General features: G+C 59.7%; 20 protein-coding genes, 1 pseudogene and 1 riboswitch. Of the genes and pseudogenes, 13 read left to right on the top strand and 8 right to left on the bottom strand.

Going from position 1 to position 17,804, the window contains the following annotated elements:
* Positions 1-17: 17 nt before the first annotated feature.
* The 5 genes from sufD (at position 18) to JJQ51_RS22915 (ending at position 4,229) form a co-directional block, all read left to right on the top strand.
* Positions 18-1,292 (top strand): Fe-S cluster assembly protein SufD, encoded by a 1,275-nt coding sequence (gene sufD, locus JJQ51_RS22935; RefSeq protein ID WP_113355573.1) that lies wholly within the window; start codon positions 18-20, stop codon positions 1,290-1,292.
* Positions 1,293-1,307: 15 nt separating this feature from the next.
* Positions 1,308-2,549, top strand: coding sequence for a cysteine desulfurase (locus JJQ51_RS22930; RefSeq protein ID WP_113332611.1), 1,242 nt, complete (start codon positions 1,308-1,310; stop codon positions 2,547-2,549).
* An 11-nt stretch (positions 2,550-2,560) separates the two neighbouring features.
* Positions 2,561-2,941, top strand: a complete 381-nt coding sequence (locus tag JJQ51_RS22925; RefSeq protein WP_069612273.1) for an SUF system Fe-S cluster assembly protein — start codon at positions 2,561-2,563, stop codon at positions 2,939-2,941.
* 76 nt (positions 2,942-3,017) lie between these two features.
* Entirely contained in the window at positions 3,018-3,407 is a 390-nt protein-coding gene (gene sufA, locus JJQ51_RS22920; RefSeq protein ID WP_113332554.1) for a Fe-S cluster assembly scaffold SufA, read from the top strand.
* Positions 3,408-3,536: 129 nt separating this feature from the next.
* Complete coding sequence (locus tag JJQ51_RS22915; RefSeq protein WP_269245355.1) at positions 3,537-4,229, top strand: ZIP family metal transporter; 693 nt, start codon at positions 3,537-3,539, stop codon at positions 4,227-4,229.
* Between the two features lie 11 nt (positions 4,230-4,240).
* Here the strand turns inward: JJQ51_RS22915 and JJQ51_RS22910 are convergent, their stop codons facing one another.
* From JJQ51_RS22910 to gcvT, 4 genes are all read right to left on the bottom strand, one after another.
* Positions 4,241-4,516, bottom strand: coding sequence for an addiction module antidote protein (locus JJQ51_RS22910; RefSeq protein ID WP_145317296.1), 276 nt, complete (start codon positions 4,514-4,516; stop codon positions 4,241-4,243).
* Positions 4,517-4,665: 149 nt separating this feature from the next.
* A complete protein-coding gene (gene gcvP / locus JJQ51_RS22905) occupies positions 4,666-7,530 on the bottom strand; it encodes an aminomethyl-transferring glycine dehydrogenase (RefSeq protein ID WP_152092799.1) in 2,865 nt (954 codons plus the stop codon).
* Positions 7,530-7,892, bottom strand: a complete 363-nt coding sequence (gene gcvH, locus JJQ51_RS22900; RefSeq protein WP_112334775.1) for a glycine cleavage system protein GcvH — start codon at positions 7,890-7,892, stop codon at positions 7,530-7,532. Before gcvH ends, gcvP begins: the two co-directional genes overlap by 1 nt.
* Before the next feature lie 25 nt (positions 7,893-7,917).
* The gene (gcvT, locus tag JJQ51_RS22895) at positions 7,918-9,054 is read right to left on the bottom strand and encodes a glycine cleavage system aminomethyltransferase GcvT (protein ID WP_269245354.1); all 1,137 of its coding nucleotides are present in this window, start codon (positions 9,052-9,054) and stop codon (positions 7,918-7,920) included.
* A gap of 148 nt (positions 9,055-9,202) precedes the next feature.
* Positions 9,203-9,290: riboswitch (glycine riboswitch) on the bottom strand.
* A 167-nt stretch (positions 9,291-9,457) separates the two neighbouring features.
* Here gcvT and JJQ51_RS22890 point away from each other — a divergent pair.
* The 8 genes from JJQ51_RS22890 (at position 9,458) to JJQ51_RS22855 (ending at position 15,795) form a co-directional block, all read left to right on the top strand.
* Positions 9,458-9,991, top strand: coding sequence for a copper chaperone PCu(A)C (locus JJQ51_RS22890; protein WP_183811174.1), 534 nt, complete (start codon positions 9,458-9,460; stop codon positions 9,989-9,991).
* A gap of 183 nt (positions 9,992-10,174) precedes the next feature.
* Positions 10,175-11,173, top strand: a complete 999-nt coding sequence (locus tag JJQ51_RS22885) for an RluA family pseudouridine synthase (protein ID WP_113332548.1) — start codon at positions 10,175-10,177, stop codon at positions 11,171-11,173.
* On the top strand, positions 11,170-11,823 hold the full coding sequence (locus JJQ51_RS22880) for an HAD-IA family hydrolase (RefSeq protein ID WP_095434971.1): 654 nt from the start codon (positions 11,170-11,172) through the stop codon (positions 11,821-11,823). The genes JJQ51_RS22885 and JJQ51_RS22880 overlap by 4 nt, the downstream gene beginning before the upstream one ends.
* 9 nt (positions 11,824-11,832) lie before the next feature.
* Positions 11,833-12,618, top strand: a complete 786-nt coding sequence (locus JJQ51_RS22875) for an ATP12 family chaperone protein (RefSeq protein WP_269245353.1) — start codon at positions 11,833-11,835, stop codon at positions 12,616-12,618.
* A 69-nt stretch (positions 12,619-12,687) separates the two neighbouring features.
* Positions 12,688-13,158 carry a hypothetical protein gene (locus JJQ51_RS22870; RefSeq protein WP_113332545.1) on the top strand — a complete coding sequence of 157 codons (471 nt, stop codon included), beginning with the start codon at positions 12,688-12,690 and terminating at the stop codon, positions 13,156-13,158.
* A gap of 64 nt (positions 13,159-13,222) precedes the next feature.
* Positions 13,223-14,755 (top strand): acyl-CoA carboxylase subunit beta, encoded by a 1,533-nt coding sequence (locus tag JJQ51_RS22865; protein ID WP_152092804.1) that lies wholly within the window; start codon positions 13,223-13,225, stop codon positions 14,753-14,755.
* Positions 14,756-14,878: 123 nt separating this feature from the next.
* On the top strand, positions 14,879-15,271 hold the full coding sequence (locus JJQ51_RS22860; protein WP_069612260.1) for a DoxX family protein: 393 nt from the start codon (positions 14,879-14,881) through the stop codon (positions 15,269-15,271).
* Between the two features lie 137 nt (positions 15,272-15,408).
* Positions 15,409-15,795, top strand: a complete 387-nt coding sequence (locus JJQ51_RS22855; protein ID WP_113332543.1) for a DoxX family protein — start codon at positions 15,409-15,411, stop codon at positions 15,793-15,795.
* 13 nt (positions 15,796-15,808) lie between these two features.
* Here JJQ51_RS22855 and sugE read toward each other — a convergent pair whose 3' ends face one another.
* The 4 genes and pseudogenes from sugE to JJQ51_RS22835 form a co-directional block, all read right to left on the bottom strand.
* The gene (gene sugE, locus JJQ51_RS22850; RefSeq protein WP_113332542.1) at positions 15,809-16,123 is read right to left on the bottom strand and encodes a quaternary ammonium compound efflux SMR transporter SugE; all 315 of its coding nucleotides are present in this window, start codon (positions 16,121-16,123) and stop codon (positions 15,809-15,811) included.
* Between the two features lie 133 nt (positions 16,124-16,256).
* A complete protein-coding gene (gene fghA, locus JJQ51_RS22845; protein ID WP_113332541.1) occupies positions 16,257-17,093 on the bottom strand; it encodes an S-formylglutathione hydrolase in 837 nt (278 codons plus the stop codon).
* Positions 17,090-17,557, bottom strand: coding sequence for a YaiI/YqxD family protein (locus JJQ51_RS22840; protein WP_113332540.1), 468 nt, complete (start codon positions 17,555-17,557; stop codon positions 17,090-17,092). Before JJQ51_RS22840 ends, fghA begins: the two co-directional genes overlap by 4 nt.
* A gap of 74 nt (positions 17,558-17,631) precedes the next feature.
* Positions 17,632-17,804, bottom strand: a pseudogene (locus tag JJQ51_RS22835) (S-(hydroxymethyl)glutathione dehydrogenase); the annotation flags it as partial.

Genomic DNA, 17,804 nt, shown 5'->3' with positions numbered 1-17,804 from the left:
GCGGAAAGGACACGTCGATGAACATTCAGACGACGAACCGCCTCACCGCCGCGGAGACGGCGCTGATCGAGGCGTATAACGACCAGATGGGCGATCTGCCTGGCGACGGCGAAGTTTTCGCCGTTCGCGATCGCCTTCTGGACGAGCTGAAGACCGCCGGTCTGCCGACGCGCAGGATCGAGGCATGGCATTATACCGATTTCAAGAACCTGCTGCGCCTGGTTCCGAGCGATATCGGCAAGGGCCTAGTCGAGGCGCTGCCGCCGACGGTCGAAGGATCGCCTGTCATTGCCGTCCTTCAGGGAAAGGCAAGCGAGAAGGCCTCGGTCAAGAGCCTGACGGTCGGCCGCTATGCTGACAGCCTGATCAACGGCACGGCTGCTGCCGGGCTCGAAGCGCTCGGCAAGGATGACGCCATCGGGCGTATCAATGCGAGCTTCGTGCGCGATGGCTATGTCATCGATTTCCCCGATGGCACAGAACTCGATGCGCCGCTCGAAGTGCAGTTCATCCATGCTGGCGGCCAGATCCACAGCCGTCTGCCGGTTACTTTCGGCGCTGACGTCAAGGCGACCTTTATCGAGCGTCATCAGGCGGTCGAAGGCGCTGCCGCGCTGGTTTCCTCGGTCAGCGAAGTCAAGATCGGCAAGGGATCTGAGATCACTTGGATCATCCTGCAGGAGCAGGGCAGTGAAGACACCCATCTTGGCCAACTCCGCATCGAACTCGGAGAAGATGCCAAGCTGAAGCTGTTTGTCATCAACGCTGGCGGCAAGCTGGTGCGTCAGGAACTGTATATCAAGGTCGTGGGCGAGGGCGCGGATTTGACGCTGCGCGGCATCAGCCTGCTCGGCGGCGATACGCATACCGATGTGACGATGGTGCTTGGCCATGACGTTCCGAACACAGGTTCCACGGAAGTTATCCGCAACGTCGTGTTCGACCGCGCTCGTGGCGTCTTCCAGGGTATGATCCGGGTCGCACCGGATGCGCAGAAGACCGACGCCAAGATGGCCTGCAACACGCTGCTGATGTCCGACGATGCCGAGTTCTCGGTGAAGCCGGAGCTTGAAATCTTCGCCGATGACGTACAGTGCGGCCATGGTGCCACTGTTGCCGATATCGACGGCAACCATCTCTATTACCTGATGGCGCGCGGCATCCCGGAGAAGAAGGCACGGGCCATGCTGGTCAACGCCTTCGTGGCCGAGATCGTCGAAGAACTGGAAGACGAAGCCCTGGTCGAGGCGCTGGAAGGCGTTATCTCCGGCTGGCTGGAAAAGCACGCCTGATTGGAGGCAAAGCTCGTGGACAAGATCGTGCCGGCAACGGCCTATGACGTCGAAGCCATTCGCCGGGATTTCCCGATCCTGACGAAGACGGTGCATGGCAAGCCGCTCGTCTATCTCGACAACGGTGCTTCCGCGCAGAAGCCGCAGGTCGTCATCGATGCCATCTCGCACGCCTATTCCAGCGAATATGCGAATGTGCATCGCGGCCTGCACTTCCTGTCCAATGCCGCCACGGAAGCCTATGAAGCGGCTCGCGAAAAGGTGCGCCGCTTCCTGAATGCGCCATCGGTCGACGACATCGTCTTCACCAAGAACTCGACGGAGGCGATCAACACGGTCGCTTACGGCTGGGGCATGCCCAAGATCGGTGAGGGCGACGAGATCGTCGTTTCCATCATGGAGCATCACTCCAATATCGTCCCCTGGCATTTCATTCGCGAGCGCCAGGGCGCCAAACTCGTTTGGGTGCCTGTCGATGACGAGGGCGCGTTCCATGTCGAGGATTTCGAAAAGAGCCTCACGGAGCGCACGAAGCTCGTCGCCATCACCCATATGTCGAATGCGCTCGGAACCGTCGTTCCGGTGAAGGAAGTGTGCCGCATCGCGCATGAGCGCGGCATTCCGGTTCTCATCGACGGCTCGCAGGGTGCTGTGCATATGCCTGTCGACGTGCAGGATATCGATTGCGACTGGTATGTCATGACCGGTCACAAGCTTTACGGTCCCTCGGGCATCGGCGTTCTCTACGGCAAGAAGGAGCGGCTCGCCGAGATGCAGCCGTTCCAGGGCGGCGGCGAGATGATTTTCGATGTCACCGAGGAAAACGTCACCTACAACGATCCGCCGCATCGTTTCGAAGCGGGAACGCCGCCGATCGTGCAGGCGATCGGCCTTGGCTATGCGCTCGACTATATGGACAGCATCGGCCGGGAAGCGATTGCGCGCCACGAAGCCGATCTTGCCGCCTATGCGGCGGAAAGGCTGCGCGATATCAATTCGCTGCGTGTCATCGGTACGGCGCCGGGCAAGGGCGGCATCTTCTCCTTCGAGCTGGCGGGAATCCATTCGCACGACGTCTCGATGGTGATCGACCGGCAGGGTGTTGCCGTTCGTGCCGGCACGCATTGCGCCCAGCCGCTCTTGAAACGCTTCGGCGTCACCTCCACATGCCGTGCATCGTTCGGCATGTACAATACGTGCGCCGAGGTGGACGCCTTGGCCGATGCACTGGAATATGCACGGAAATTCTTTGCCTGAGGAGGCAAGCGATGTCACTCGACGAAAGCGAACAGAAGATCGACGCACGCGAAGGGATCGTGCATTCCAGCATTCCCGCAGATGAGCTGGCGCGCCTCAGCGACGATATCATCTCTGCGCTGAAAACGGTCTACGATCCTGAAATTCCCGCCGATATCTTCGAGCTTGGTCTGGTCTACAAGATCGACATCGAAGACGATCGCATGGTGAAGATCGTCATGACGCTGACGGCGCCTGGTTGTCCGGTTGCCGGTGAAATGCCGGGCTGGGTGGAAAATGCCGTCGGCGCCGTTGAGGGCGTTTCCGGCGTCGACGTCTCGATGACGTTCGATCCCCCTTGGACGCCGGATCGCATGTCCGAAGAAGCGCAGGTTGCTGTGGGCTGGTATTGAAGCTTTAAGCCGCCGGCTTTACATTAAGACTCGAAGCACCGGATCTTGACCCCGGATGTGGAAGGAGAATGAGCCCATGGGCTTTGCAGTCATGAGCATGACGGATGCGGCAGCAGCTCGCGTCAAGGCGATCGTCGAGAATTCCGGCCCTGATGCCAAGGGCGTTCGCGTCGGCATCAAAAAGGGCGGCTGCGCCGGCATGGAATATACTATCGACCTAGTAACCGAGCCGAACGCGAAGGACGATCTGATCGAGCGCGATGGCGCCAAGGTCTGGGTCGAGCCGTCGGCCGTGCTTTATCTGCTCGGTACGGAAATGGGCTTCGAGACGACAACATTGCGCTCAGGCTTCATTTTCACCAATCCGAACCAGACGTCGGCTTGCGGCTGCGGCGAGTCCGTCGAATTGAAGCCCGCCGATCTTGCGGCCCTTGCTGCTCAGCGACAGGCCGCGCAACCCGCTTAAAGCGCATCTCACCACATTTCGCCTCGCTGCGTTTCATGCTTTGATCGACGGAGGCCGAAGGTTTTTCCGTTGCCCCTTGGCTGACCGGCTGAGCCCGATAAAGTCGACATGGCGTGCGAGGGGGAACATATGGTGGCTGCGGCATGGGTTTACACATTGATCCCGGCAGGCGCTGCGATCGCGGGCGCCACGGTTGCCGTGAATACGCGGCCAGGCCCCAATCTTGTCAGCGCTATCCAGCACTTTGCCGCCGGCGTGGTGTTTGCGGCCGCCGCCGGCGAAATTCTGCCTGATGTCATGCATCGCGGCTATCCCTTTGCAACAGTCATTGGCGGCGCGATTGGTGTCGGCGTAATGCTGCTGGTCAAGCAGTTGGAAAACTGGGCCAAAGGACCGGTCGGCCTTCTGGCCGCCATCGGCATCGACATCCTGATCGATGGCCTCGTGCTTGGCATTGGGTTTGCCGCCGGCCCGAAAGTTGGCTTGCTGCTGACGATTGCCCTGACGATCGAGGTACTATTTCTTGGCTTGACGGTTGCGAACGAGCTTGGCGAGAGCGTCCGCTCCCGCGCGAGGATCGTCGCGGTCACGGCGGCGCTTGCACTCCTTCTGCCAATCGGCGCTTTGCTGGGGACGCCAATCGCTTTGTTGCCCAACCCAATCCTGACCGGATTCTTTGCGTTCGGTTTGATCGCACTTCTCTGTCTCGTCACCGAAGAGCTTTTGGTCGAAGCTCACGAAAGACCTGACCGTCCTTGGGTCACGGCCATGTTCTTTGCGGGCTTTCTGGTGCTGCTTCTGCTCGAAGAAGCGATCGGCTAGCGACGCTCGGCCTAGAATTGGCAATCTTTGGTAAGCGCCGGAACCGGCGTCAACTTGAGGCCGAGTGCCCTGACAACCTTCAGGATCGTCGCGAATTCCGGATTTCCGTCTCCGCTCAGCGCGCGGTAGAGGGCCGAGCGGTTCATGCCGACATCCTTGGCCAGCTTGCTCATGTTGCGCGTGCGGGCGACTTCGCCCAAAGCCTTGGCGATCGAAGCAGGATCGTCCGTGGCGAATGCGGCGGCGATGTAGTTGTCGGGATTGTCCACGTCGAATCGTTCCGGCATAAATCTGAATTCCAAGGCCCCACTGTGGCGTCATCAAAAACGCCGCGCATCCTTTCGGACACGCGGCGTTTTCATAGACAAGTTTCACGATAGATTTATGTCTGTTTCAAGCGAAGCGACTGAACCGCTTCGCTTTTTTGCAAAAAATCCTATTCTGCGGCCTCGGCGTAGGATTCCAGCGGCGGGCAGGTGCAGATCAGGTTGCGGTCGCCATAGACGTTGTCGATGCGATTGACCGGAGACCAGTATTTGTCCACGCGGAAGGTACCGGGCGGGAAGCAGGCCTGTTCGCGGGAATAGGGGCGATCCCACTCGCCGACCAAGTCTTCCACCGTGTGCGGTGCGTTCTTCAGCGGATTGTTGGTCTTGTCCATCCGGCCGTCCTCGATGGCGCGGGCTTCCTCGCGGATTGCCAACATCGCCTCGCAGAATCGGTCGAGCTCGGCCTTCGTTTCCGATTCGGTCGGCTCGATCATCAGCGTGCCGGCCACCGGCCAGCTCATGGTCGGCGCATGGAAGCCGCAATCGATCAGACGCTTGGCGACATCATCGACCGTCACGCCGGCGCTTGCGGCCAGCGGGCGGGTGTCGATGATGCATTCGTGTGCCACGCGTCCGGCCTTGGACTTGTAGAGCACGTCATAGGCACCCTTGAGGCGGGCAGCGATGTAGTTGGCGTTGAGGATCGCCACCTTGGTCGCCTGGGTCAGGCCTTCGCCGCCCATCATCAGGCAATAGCTCCAGGAGATCGGCAGGATCGAGGCCGAACCGAAGGCTGCTGCCGAAACCGCACCGCTGCGGCCATCTGTTTCCGGATGGCCGGGCAGGTGAGGCGCCAGATGCGCCTTTACGCCGATCGGGCCCATGCCGGGACCGCCGCCGCCATGCGGGATGCAGAAGGTCTTGTGCAGGTTCAAGTGGCTGACATCGGAGCCGATATCGCCGGGACGCGAGAGGCCGACCATGGCGTTCATATTGGCGCCATCGAGATAGACCTGACCGCCATGCTTGTGCACGAGATCGCAGATCTCCTTCACCGTCTCCTCGAAGACGCCATGCGTCGAAGGGTAGGTGATCATGCAGCAGGAGAGGTTGTCGGCATATTGCTCGGTCTTGGCGCGGAAATCGGCCATGTCGATATCGCCATCGTCGCTGACCTTGACAACCACGACCTTCATGCCCGCCATCTGCGCCGAGGCGGGGTTGGTGCCGTGGGCGGAGGTCGGGATGAGGCAGATGTCGCGATGACCCTGACCATTGGCAATGTGGTAGTTGCGGATGGTCAGTAGGCCGGCATATTCGCCCTGCGCGCCGGAATTCGGCTGCATGGAGAAGGCGTCATAGCCTGTTACGGCGCAGAGCTTTTCCGTCAGGTCGTCGATCATCTCGCGGTAGCCGAGTGCCTGATCGGCCGGGACGAACGGATGGATATCCGAAAATTCCGGCCAGGTGATCGGCAGCATTTCCGCAGTCGCGTTCAGCTTCATGGTGCAGGAGCCGAGCGGAATCATCGAACGGTCGAGCGCCAGGTCGCGGTCGGAGAGACGGCGGATGTAGCGCGTCATCTCGCTTTCGGCGCGGTTCATGTGGAAGATCGGATGCGAGAGGTATTCGCTGGTGCGCAGCAGGGTCTTCGGCAGACGATAGGACGGCTCGAAATCGGCGATGCGGAAATCGCCGCCGAATGCGCGCCAGACGGCTTCCACCGTTGCCGGACGCGTACGCTCGTCCAGGCTGATGCCAATCTTGGTTTCACCGACCTTGCGCAGGTTGACGCCCTCGGCGACGGCTGCGCGCAGGATGAGGCCTTGCATGTGGCCGACTTCGACAGTGATCGTATCGAAGAAGGTCTCCGGCTCGACTGAGTAGCCTAGCTTTTCCAGCCCCTTGGCCATCAGCACGGCCTTCTGGTGGACCTGTTGTGCAATCGCTTTCAGGCCCTGCGGACCGTGGAAGACCGCATACATGGAGGCCATGACGGCGAGCAGCACCTGCGCGGTGCAGATGTTCGACGTCGCTTTTTCGCGGCGAATGTGCTGTTCGCGGGTCTGCAGCGACAGGCGATAGGCGCGATTGCCGCGCGCATCGATGGAAACGCCGACGAGACGGCCCGGCATAGAGCGCTTGTAATCGTCCTTCACGGCCATAAATGCGGCGTGCGGCCCGCCATAGCCGACGGGAACGCCGAAGCGCTGCGAAGAGCCGATGGCGATATCTGCGCCCATTTCACCCGGGGATTTCAGCAGGGTCAATGCCAGAAGATCGGTCGCCATGATAGCGATAGCGCCGGTCTGATGCAGGCGAGCAATCAGGCCGGAGAAATCGTTGATGTGGCCGTGCGTGCCCGGATACTGGAAAATCGCGCCGAAAACATCGACCGGATCGAGGTCGGTGAAGGGATTACCGACGATAACGGTCCAGCCGAGTGGCTCGGCGCGCGTCCTGATCAGCGCGATGGTCTGGGGATGGCATTCGGCATCGACGAAGAAGGCTTTTGCCTTCGATTTTGCGACGCGTTCCGCCATCGCCATGCCTTCGGCCGCGGCCGTCGCTTCATCGAGCAGCGAGGCGTTGGCGACATCAAGACCGGTGAGATCGCTGATCATCGTCTGGTAGTTCAGCAGCGCCTCAAGGCGGCCCTGGCTAATCTCGGGCTGATAGGGCGTGTAGGCCGTGTACCAGGCAGGGTTTTCCAGAATGTTGCGCTGGATGACCGGTGGCGTGATCGTGCCGTAATAGCCCTGACCGATAAGCGAGACGAGAACCTTGTTCTTGTTGGCGGTCTCGCGCAGCCTGTCGAGCGCCTCGCGCTCCGTCATGGCCGCACCCCAGGCGAGCGGCGCCTTCTGGCGGATGGTCGGTGGCAACGTCGCGTCGATCAGACCGTCGAGGCTCTTATAGCCGATCACCTTGAGCATATCGGCCATCTCAGAGGGAGACGGGCCGATATGGCGGCGATTGGCGAAATCATATGGCTGGTAATCGGTGAAGGTGAACTCAGTCGGCGTCGTCATTATCCGATCAGCTCCTTGTAACCGGATTCATCAAGAAGACCATCGAGATCGCCGACGTTCTTCAGCTTCAGCTTGAAGAACCAGCCGGCACCCATCGGATCGGAGTTGACGAGGGCCGGATCGGCAGTGATGGCTTCGTTGATTTCGGTGATTTCTCCGTCGAGCGGACAATAGACTTCGGAAGCCGCCTTGACGGATTCGACGGTTGCCGCGTCGGCTCCCTTCGAGAAGCTGGCGCCGACCTCGGGCAACTCAACGAAAACGAGATCGCCGAGCTGCTCGGCGGCATGGGCCGTAATGCCCACGATTGCGACATCGCCTTCGACCTTCAGCCACTCATGTTCTTCGGTGAATTTCAGCATGGATAATCCTCTCTGGAAAAGACGTTCAACGTTTGTAGGTAGGTTTGATGAAAGGCAGTGTGCTGACGGCAACTGGCAGATATTTGCCGCGCACTTCAGCGTATATGGTGGTGCCGGGAGCGGTGAATTCTGTCGGCACATAACCCATGGCAACCGGGGATTCGACGCTCGGACCAAAACCACCCGAGGTGACTTCGCCGATCTCCGTCTTGCCCTCGGCGTCGGCGTAAAGTTTGGAGTGGCCGCGTACCGGCGCCTTGCCCTCCGGCTTCAGGCCGACGCGGCGGCGCGAGGTGCCGTGATCGAGTTCACCGAGAATGCGGGATGCTCCCGGAAAGCCGCCGGTGCGGGCGCCGCCGGTCTTGCGGGCCTTCTGGATAGCCCATTCGAGTGCGCCTTCAACCGGCGTTGTCGTCTGGTCGATATCGTTGCCGTAGAGGCAGAGGCCCGCCTCGAGACGCAGGGAGTCACGGGCGCCAAGGCCGATCGGCTGGACGTCCGGATGCTCCAGCAGCCGCTTGGCGATATCCTCGGCCTTGTCGGCCGGAACCGAGATTTCGAAACCGTCTTCGCCGCTATACCCGGAGCGCGATACGAGGCAGGAGACATCGTGGAGGCGACAATGGCGCACATCCATGAATTTCATATGGGCGATGTCGGCCCAGAGCTCGGCAAGCACGTCGACCGCGCGCGGTCCCTGCAGAGCAATGAGGGCGCGATCGAGTAATGTAACTTCGCAGCTATCGCCGATATGATCTTGAAGATGCTTGAAATCTTGCTCTTTGCAGGCAGCGTTGACGACGACGAAAAGATAGTCGTCCATATGGGCGATCATCAGATCATCGAGGATGCCGCCCTTGTCGTCGGTGAAGAAACCATAGCGCTGGCGATTTTCAGCAAGGCCGAGAATATCGACCGGCACCAGGCTTTCCAATGCCAATGCCGCATCCTCATATTTGCCGGAACGGGCGCGGATCGTCACCTGACCCATATGCGACACATCGAACAGGCCAGCGGAGGATCGAGTCCAAAGATGTTCCTTCAGCACGCCGGGCGCATATTGTACGGGCATATCGTAGCCTGCAAATGGCACCATGCGGGCACCGAGGGACACATGCAGGGCATGAAGTGGGGTGGTCTTGAGGGCAGCGGTCTCGTCCAAATGACGCCTCCGGGTTTTGCGCTCGTTTAGAAGCGCAGAGCTCACACTTTCGGCGCGGTAGCGCCTGACGATGAGCCCCCTCTGTCTGTTTGCCTGAGATTGTTATCCCTTCGGCGAACGCTTGCGCGCTTCTCTCCAGAGTTCCGTCTGCCCCTTGCTGGTCCTTTGGCCTGAGAGTTTCCGGGGCGGTTGCTCCTTCGGCACCGGCTTGCGCCGGATTCTCCCAACAGGGTTGAAAGCCATTATCCGGTACCGGACAGAGATGGCAAGGGGCAAATGTCGCCGCTGAACAAATTTTTGTCGCGCCGATCAATCCTGCGTTTCGCAATGATTACGGGCCTTTGCAACAGGGATGGGAGAGGCTATCCCATTTATCGATTGAGGAGCCGGGCAGGAGACAGAGATGAATCGCAACCACGCCGCCGCATTGCTGATTTCGATTGGCACATTTTCACTTCCCCTCGGTGGAGCGATGGCCGAGGATAGCGGTGCGATGAAATCCATGGCCGGGATGCACATGGATGCAGGTGCAGCGCCTTCCGGCTCGGCGACTGCCAAGCTTGGCGATCTCGATATCAGTGGCGGTTATGTTCGCGCCATGCTTCCCGGCCAGCCGGTCGGTGGCGGCTATATTACCATCCACAATACCGGCAAGACCGACGACAAGCTCACCTCCGTGACCTCTTCATCCGCCGGCAAGGTGGAGCTTCACGAGATGAAGATGGAAGGCGAGATCATGAAGATGCGCGAGGTGAAAGGCGGCATCGCCATTCCCGCCGGCGCGACCGTGACGCTCGCGCCGAATACGATGCACATGATGTTCAAGCAGGTAAAGGCGCCTTTCAAGCAGGGTGGCACGGTGCCTGTGATGCTGATGTTCGACAAAGCAGGCATGGTCGACATCAATCTGCCGGTCGTCTCGGCCAAGGGAAGCTGAGCCAGAAAATTATCCTGCCATATAATTCCGGTTTCCACTTTTCCTCGAAATGCTCTAAAGCCACGTCAAAAGGCCGGAAATCTCCGGCTGCGGGGCAGATCGTCCCGTTGTTTGAATTTGCATGATCCCGCCGAACGCGGTTTGGCAATGTCCGGAACATGCTGCGTATTTGAAAGAAGAAGAATGGCCGGGATTGAGCATATTAAGGTCGAGCCTGACGAGGCCGGCATGCGCCTCGACCGCTGGTTCAAGGTGCATTTTCCAGGGCTCGGCTTCGGGCAATTGCAGAAACTGATGCGCTCCGGCCAGGTGCGTGTCGATGGCGGTCGCGTCAAGACCGATGCCCGCGTGCAGCCAGGGCAGATGGTGCGGGTGCCGCCGCTCGACGTCGATGCCAAGGCTACGAAAAGCGGCCCGATCGCCGGCAAGGAATTGAAGCATTCCGGCGATGCCGAGCTCTTGGCACGCATGCTGTTGCACGAAGACGACAAAGTCTATGTGCTGAACAAGCCGGCGGGTCTGGCCGTGCAGGGTGGCTCCGGCGTCAGCCGCCACATCGACAAGATGCTGGAGGCCTGGACGAACCAGAAGGGCGAAAAGCCGCGCCTGGTGCACCGCCTCGATCGCGATACCTCAGGCGTTCTCGTCATCGCCCGCACGCGCGGCGCGGCGCAGAAGCTGACGGCAGCCTTCCGCGAGCGCGACACCAAGAAGACCTATTGGTCGCTGGTGAAAGGCGTGCCACGTAAGCATGAAGACAAGATATCCACCTGGCTGGTGAAGGAAGCGACGCCGGATGGCGACCGCATGCGCATCGCTAAGCATGGAGAGGAAGGCGCCGATCACGCCGTGTCCTACTACCGCGTTGTCGAAACGGCCGCCCAGCGGCTCGCCTGGCTTGAAATGGAACCCTATACGGGGCGTACCCACCAGCTTCGCGTCCACGCGCTGCATATCGGGCATCCGATCATCGGCGATCCGAAATATTTCGAGGACGATCCGAACTGGGATTTTCCGGGCGGTGTCCAGAAGCGCCTGCATCTGCACGCGCGCCACATCGATATCCCGCATCCGAGCGGCGGACGCCTGCGCATCACCGCTCCTCTGCCGCCGCATATGGTGCAGACATGGAATCTCCTCGGTTTCGACGAGGCATCGGCAGGGGAGCCGGACGACGAATGAAGCTGGTACTTTTCGATTGCGACGGCACGCTGGTCGACAGCGCGCGGCTGATCCATGAGGTCATGGCGCGCACCTTCGTGGCCTTCGGCTATAAGCGGCCCGATGTTTCCGCGACGAAATCGATCATCGGCCTGACGCTCGATATCGCCATTGCCCGCCTGCAGGGCAAGCCCCATGTCGACGACGAAGCGATTGCCATGACGGCGCATTATAAGTCGATCTTTCCGGAGGTGCGAGACGAGGCGGACATGCAGACACCGCTTTTCGACGGCATTAAGCCGCTCATCGAGACGCTTGCCGCCCGCGACGAACTGCTGATCGGCGCGGTGACGGGTAAATCCCGCCGCGGTTTGACCCATATTCTTGAGGTCAACGAGTTCACGCCCTATTTTATTGTCTCGCGCACTGCTGATGATTGCCCGTCGAAGCCGCATCCGGCGATGGTGACGGAGTGCTGCGATGAGACTGGCATGGATCCCCACGACACAATCGTGATCGGCGATGCCATCTACGACATGCAGATGGCGAAGGCGGCAGGTGCGACCGCCATCGGCGTTGCATGGGGCTACGCCTCCGTCGAGGAATTGCTGGCGGCTGGGGCAGATGCCATAGCCCACCATCCGAACGACTTGTTGAGCCATATTCTCTGAGGTGACGCCATGCGCGACCTGTTGAACGATCTTTCCGAAGGTCTCAGCCATCCCGATCCGATCCGCCGTGCGCAGATCCAGATGAAGAAGCCGTTGCCGAAACGCTTCTACAAGGATGTGACAATCAGCAAAGATGAGGACGGCCATGCTATCGCTCTCGATGGCAAGGTGGTGAAGACGCCGGCGCGGCACTCTCTGGCCCTGCCGACGGAAGCGCTTGCCAGACTGGTGGCTGCCGAATGGGCACGCCAAGTCGACGTGATCGATCCCGCTACCATGCCGGTAACGCGGCTCGTTAACACGGCCATCGATGGCGTTGCGACGGAAAGCAAGGCTGTATTCGACGAAATTGTCCGTTTCTCGGGCAGCGATCTGCTCTGCTATCGCGCCGAGGGGCCGGAACGGCTCGTCGAGCGCCAGTCGGAACGCTGGAATCCGGTGATCGAATGGGCAGCGCGCGATCTCGGCGCCCGGTTCATTCTGGCGGAAGGCGTCATGCATCAGGATCAGCCTGTCGAAGCCATCGCGGCCTTCTCCGCCGCTTTGCGCAAGTTCGACACACCGATGGAGCTTGCGAGTCTGCACACGATCACGACGCTGACCGGTTCGGCAATCCTTGCGCTGGCCTTCGCCAAAGGTTCCCTGCCGCTCGCCGATGTCTGGTCGCTCGCTCATCTCGACGAGGATTGGACGATCGAGCACTGGGGCAGCGATGAAGAAGCCGAACAGCGTCGTGCACAACGTTTTGAAGAGTTTCGGGCCGCAACTGACGTTTTTTCTGCGCTGCGCAGTTGAATATTGTTGATTTCCAGTCCTTTATATCGATCTGCATATCTTGCAAATTCGAAGGTCGGGGCAGGGATCATGTTGTTGTTGAGGACGAGAGCCGTACCGGCGCTCGTGGGATGTCTGGCACTGGCCGCATGTTCGAGCTGGTCCGTCGATCCTCCGCCTCCAACCTATGCGGTGCGCAGCGCAACCGTTATAGCCGATCAGGCTTTGCCACCGGTGTCGCCAGCGCTGGTTGCAGCCGTCAATGATCGCGTCAACGCCGCGATTGCTGCAACAAGCTTCAGCCCGCAATTGCCACAGGTTGCCATCACCGTCCGACTGAGCGACGTCCGCAAAGCGCGCGGCTTCAATCGGGACCGCAGCAGCGCCAAGATCAATATCGATGCCGCGGCGGCCGATGGTGGCTCTGTGGTTGCCATGGCATCGTTCGAGATCAGAACAGTCGCACCTGATCCTGCCACCGCAGATGAGCTGATGGCGGAAGATATTGCCGCGCGGGTTCGTTCCATCTTTTCGCTGAACACGCCACGGCTCGCAAACTGAGCCAACCAGCTTCAAACAAGGCTCGCGCCATGCTAAGCCCGAGCGATGAGGGAGAGAGGGCCGCATGAAGGAAATCCTGCAGGAGCTGGAACGCCGTCGTGAGATCGCGAGGCTTGGCGGTGGGCAGGTGCGCATCGACGCGCAGCATGCCCGCGGCAAGCTGACGGCGCGTGAGCGTATCGATATCTTCCTTGACGAGGGCTCCTTCGAAGAGTTCGACATGTTCGTCGAGCATCGCTCGACCGATTTCGGCATGGACAAGAGCAAGATTGCCGGCGATGGCGTGGTGACCGGCTGGGGCACGGTCAACGGCCGCACCGTCTTCATTTTTGCCAAGGATTTCACAGTCTTCGGTGGGTCTCTTTCAGAAGCACATGCAGAAAAGATCACCAAAGTACAGGATATGGCGCTGAAGAACCGGGCGCCGATCATCGGGATCTATGACGCCGGCGGCGCCCGCATTCAGGAAGGCGTAGCCGCGCTTGGCGGTTATGCCGAGGTATTCCAGCGCAATGTGCTGGCCTCCGGCGTCATCCCGCAAATCTCGATTATCATGGGGCCTTGTGCCGGCGGCGATGTCTATTCTCCGGCCATGACCGATTTCATCTTCATGGTGCGGGACACCTCCTACATGTTCGTCACCGGGCCGGATGTGGTGAAGACCGTCACCAACGAGACGGTGACCTCGGAACAGCTCGGCGGCGCTTCGGTGCACACGACGAAATCCTCGATCGCCGACGCAGCCTACGACAATGATGTCGATACGCTCTTGCAGGTGCGCCGTCTCATCGATTTCCTGCCGCAGTCTAATACCGCTGACGTGCCCGAGATCGAGTGCTATCAGTCGGTGACCGAGCCGGATAACTCGCTCGATACGCTGATTCCGGCCAACGCCAACAAGCCCTACGACATCAAGGAGCTGATCCTGAAGGTAGCGGACGAGGGCGACTTCTTCGAAATCCAGGAGAGCTTCGCCAAGAACATCGTCTGTGGTTTCGGCCGCATCGAGGGTGCCACCGTCGGCTTCGTCGCCAATCAGCCGATGGTGCTTGCCGGCGTTCTTGACAGCGACGCCTCACGCAAGGCGGCGCGCTTCGTGCGCTTCTGCGATTGCTTCAATATCCCGATCGTCACCTTCGTCGACGTGCCGGGCTTTCTGCCGGGTACAGCCCAAGAATATGGCGGGCTGATCAAGCACGGCGCCAAGCTGCTCTTTGCTTATGCCGAAGCGACTGTGCCGAAACTGACGGTCATCACCCGCAAGGCTTTCGGCGGCGCCTATGACGTCATGGCCTCGAAACATCTGCGCGGCGATCTCAACTATGCCTGGCCGACGGCGCAAATCGCCGTCATGGGCGCCAAGGGCGCCGTCGAGATCATCTTCCGCAAGGATATTACCGATCCCGAGAAGATCGCGGCCCACACCAAAATGTATGAGGACCGCTTTCTGTCGCCCTTCGTTGCCGCAGAGCGCGGCTACATCGACGAAGTGATCATGCCGCGCTCGACCCGGCGCCGGCTGGCACAGGGGCTTAGAATGTTGCGCAACAAGGACCTGACCAATCCCTGGAAGAAGCACGACAACATCCCGTTGTGAGCATGTGACAACAAGTCACGGATTTCACACGGAAAATTGATTGAGCGTCAGAATCCGTGTTTTCACGTTCGCGCCCGTGCGCTCTATTGCTTCCTCGTGGGGGAGTTAAAACTGGAGTTTAACATGGCGCTTTCCGATCGGCTGAATCAATATCAGCCCTATGCTCTTACCGTGCTGCGTATCGTCACCGGTGTGTTGTTCATCGAACATGGTCTGCAGAAGCTTGTTGGCTTTCCGGCCGGCGGTCAATTTCCAAGCCCGCTGCCGACCCTGCTTCTGGTTCAGGGCATCATCGAAATCGTTGGCGGATTGGCGACGATCGTCGGCTTCTTTACCCGTCCGGTCGCGTTCATTCTGTGCGGCAACATGGCGGTCGCCTATTTCATGGCGCATTATCCGAAGAATTTCTTCCCGGCCAACAACGGCGGTGACGCAGCGATCCTCTATTGCTTCATCTTCCTGTTCCTGATCTTCGCAGGTCCGGGCCTGCTGGCCATCGACAACAGCAAGAAGTAACCAGCCTTTTCGTCGGGCTCGGCTGATCGTCGGGTCCGGCGAATAAATTCGTCTCTCGCGTGTTCATTCCGTTGTCGGCGAAGCGAGAGCACTTTTGACGGGATCTCCTTCGCATCCCCTATCGAACGGAGATCCTCATGTCATTTCCCGAGCGCTTGTCGCGCCATCAGCCTGCTGCCCTTGCTATTTTGCGAATCGTGACCGCGTTGCTGTTCATCGAGCACGGCACGCAAAAGGTCTTCGGCTTTCCGCCGGCGCCTTACGAGATCACGACGCTGTTCTTCGTGGCTGGGATCATAGAGCTTATAGGCGGTGTCCTGATCCTGCTCGGGCTTTTCACGCGGCCGATCGCCTTTCTCCTGAGCGGTGAAATGGCAATTGCCTATTTCATGGTCCACATGCCGATCGATTTCTTTCCGGCCAACAATCAGGGAGACGGAGCGATCTTATTCTGCTTCATCTTCCTGTTTCTGGTGGTTGCCGGACCGGGAAGCTGGGCGCTGGACAATCGCCAGCGCCGATGACCGCCGCGCGGTCTCAAGCAGCAAGCTTCAGGCCGGCTATACCGGCCACGATGAGGCCAATACAGAGCAGCCGCAGAGGGGTCGCGGGATCACCGAGCAGCCATATGCCGAGCAGAACCGTACCGACGGTGCCGATGCCGGTCCAAACCGCATAGGCCGTACCCATCGGCAAGGTTTTTACGGCCAAACCAAGCAGCACGACGCTGATGACCATGGAGATGACGGTGAGAACTGTCGGCATCGGCCGCGTGAACCCATCGGTATATTTCAGGCCGACGGCCCAGCCTATTTCGAACAAGCCTGCAAGGAAAAGCAGGAACCAAGCCATCTTACGCTCCTTTGTTAAGAGCGAGGCCGTCCCCGCGATGTCTACGGCCGGTTTGGTTGCCGATCGCCGCAGTCGTCTGCGTGCTTCCTATATGCATTTGTTGATTGCCTATTTCAAGGTGATGGTACTACCTTTACTTTTCTAATCGTTCTGCATGCCACTTTAGGTGATCGTCCATGAAGGTTGAGATGAAGTAGTAGGAGTGATCGTAACGCTCGTGCATGCGTAGCGTCAGGCTGATATCGGTGCCTTTAATGGCTTCCTCGAACAGCCAGGGGCGCAGTCCGTTTTCGAGGAAGCTGTCGGCCTTGCCTTGATCAATCAGAAATTCGGGGAAGCGGGCGCCATCTTCGACGAGCGCGCAGGCGTCATAGCGGCGCCATGCAGCCTGATCGCTTCCCAAATATTTTTCCAGTGCAGGTGCCGACCAATCGGCCGTCGACGGCTGCACGATCGGCGCGAAGGCGGAGCAGCTCTTGAAGCGCTCCGGATTCTTCAATGCGATCGTCATGGCGCCGTGGCCGCCCATGGAATGGCCGAAGATGCCCTGGCGGCTCATATCGGCGCGGAATTGCTTCGATATGATCGCAGGCAGTTCCTCGGTGATGTAGCTGTACATCTGATAGTTTTCGGCCCAGGGCGTCTCGGTGGCATCGAGATAGAAGCCGGCGCCTTTGCCCATCTGCCAATTGGTCAATTCGTCCGGCACGTCGTTGCCGCGCGGGCTGGTGTCCGGGCAGACGATGATCAGGCCGAGCTCGGCGGCCATGCGTCGATATTCACCCTTGTCCATGACGTTGGCATGGGTACAGGTGAGACCGGAAAGATACCAGAGGACCGGGCAGGGCTCCTTGATCGCCTGCGGCGGCACGAAGACGGCAAAGGTCATGTCGCATTTGCAGGCGTCCGACTCGTGCGAAAAGACACCCTGCATGCCGCCGAAGGCCGTGTTCTGGGAAATGATGTTCAAGACTGGTCTCCAGGCGATGATTGATGTGCTTTGGCACGCCGGCAAAGCCGATCGAAGGTTTCGAGGAAGGCGGAGCGGTCGCGCGGCGAGAAGGCGGCATTATAGCCCTTGCTTTCCCCGGTTTCGCGAAGATGTGCCCCAAGATCGCGCATGGCTGTTGCCATGCCGATATTGGTCTTGTCGAAGATACGACCGGTTGGTCCCGTCACGAGTGCTCCGGTCGCAACGCAGCGGCCGGCAAGCGGTACATCCGCAGTGACGACGATATCGCCGGTGCCAGCATGCTCAGCGATCCAATTGTCGGCCGCGTCAAAGGCGTTGGAGACGATGACGTTGTGCACCATCGGGTCCCGCGACGGCCGCAATCCCGAATTGGCGACAAAGGTCACCTCCATGCCGTGGCGTTCGGCAACCTTCAGGATCTCCGGCTTGACCGGACAAGCGTCGGCATCGACATAAATCATGATATCAAATCTTTTCAACTCTATGCGGCGCTTTTCTCATGCGCCGCATACGTTCAGTCGAGTGGCTTTCTGCCTCAGTAGAGCACGACGCTGCGGATGCTTTCACCCGAATGCATGAGTTCAAAACCCTTGTTGATGTCGTCGAGCGGCATGGTGTGGGTGATCATCGGATCGATCTGGATTTTACCTTCCATGTACCAGTCGACGATCTTCGGCACATCGGTGCGGCCACGCGCGCCGCCGAAGG

Source organism: Rhizobium sp. AG207R, assembly GCF_027109195.1.
GTDB lineage: Bacteria > Pseudomonadota > Alphaproteobacteria > Rhizobiales > Rhizobiaceae > Rhizobium > Rhizobium dioscoreae.
Note: the sequence above shows the minus strand (reverse complement) of the source record. Positions and strands in the feature narration are given on the sequence as shown.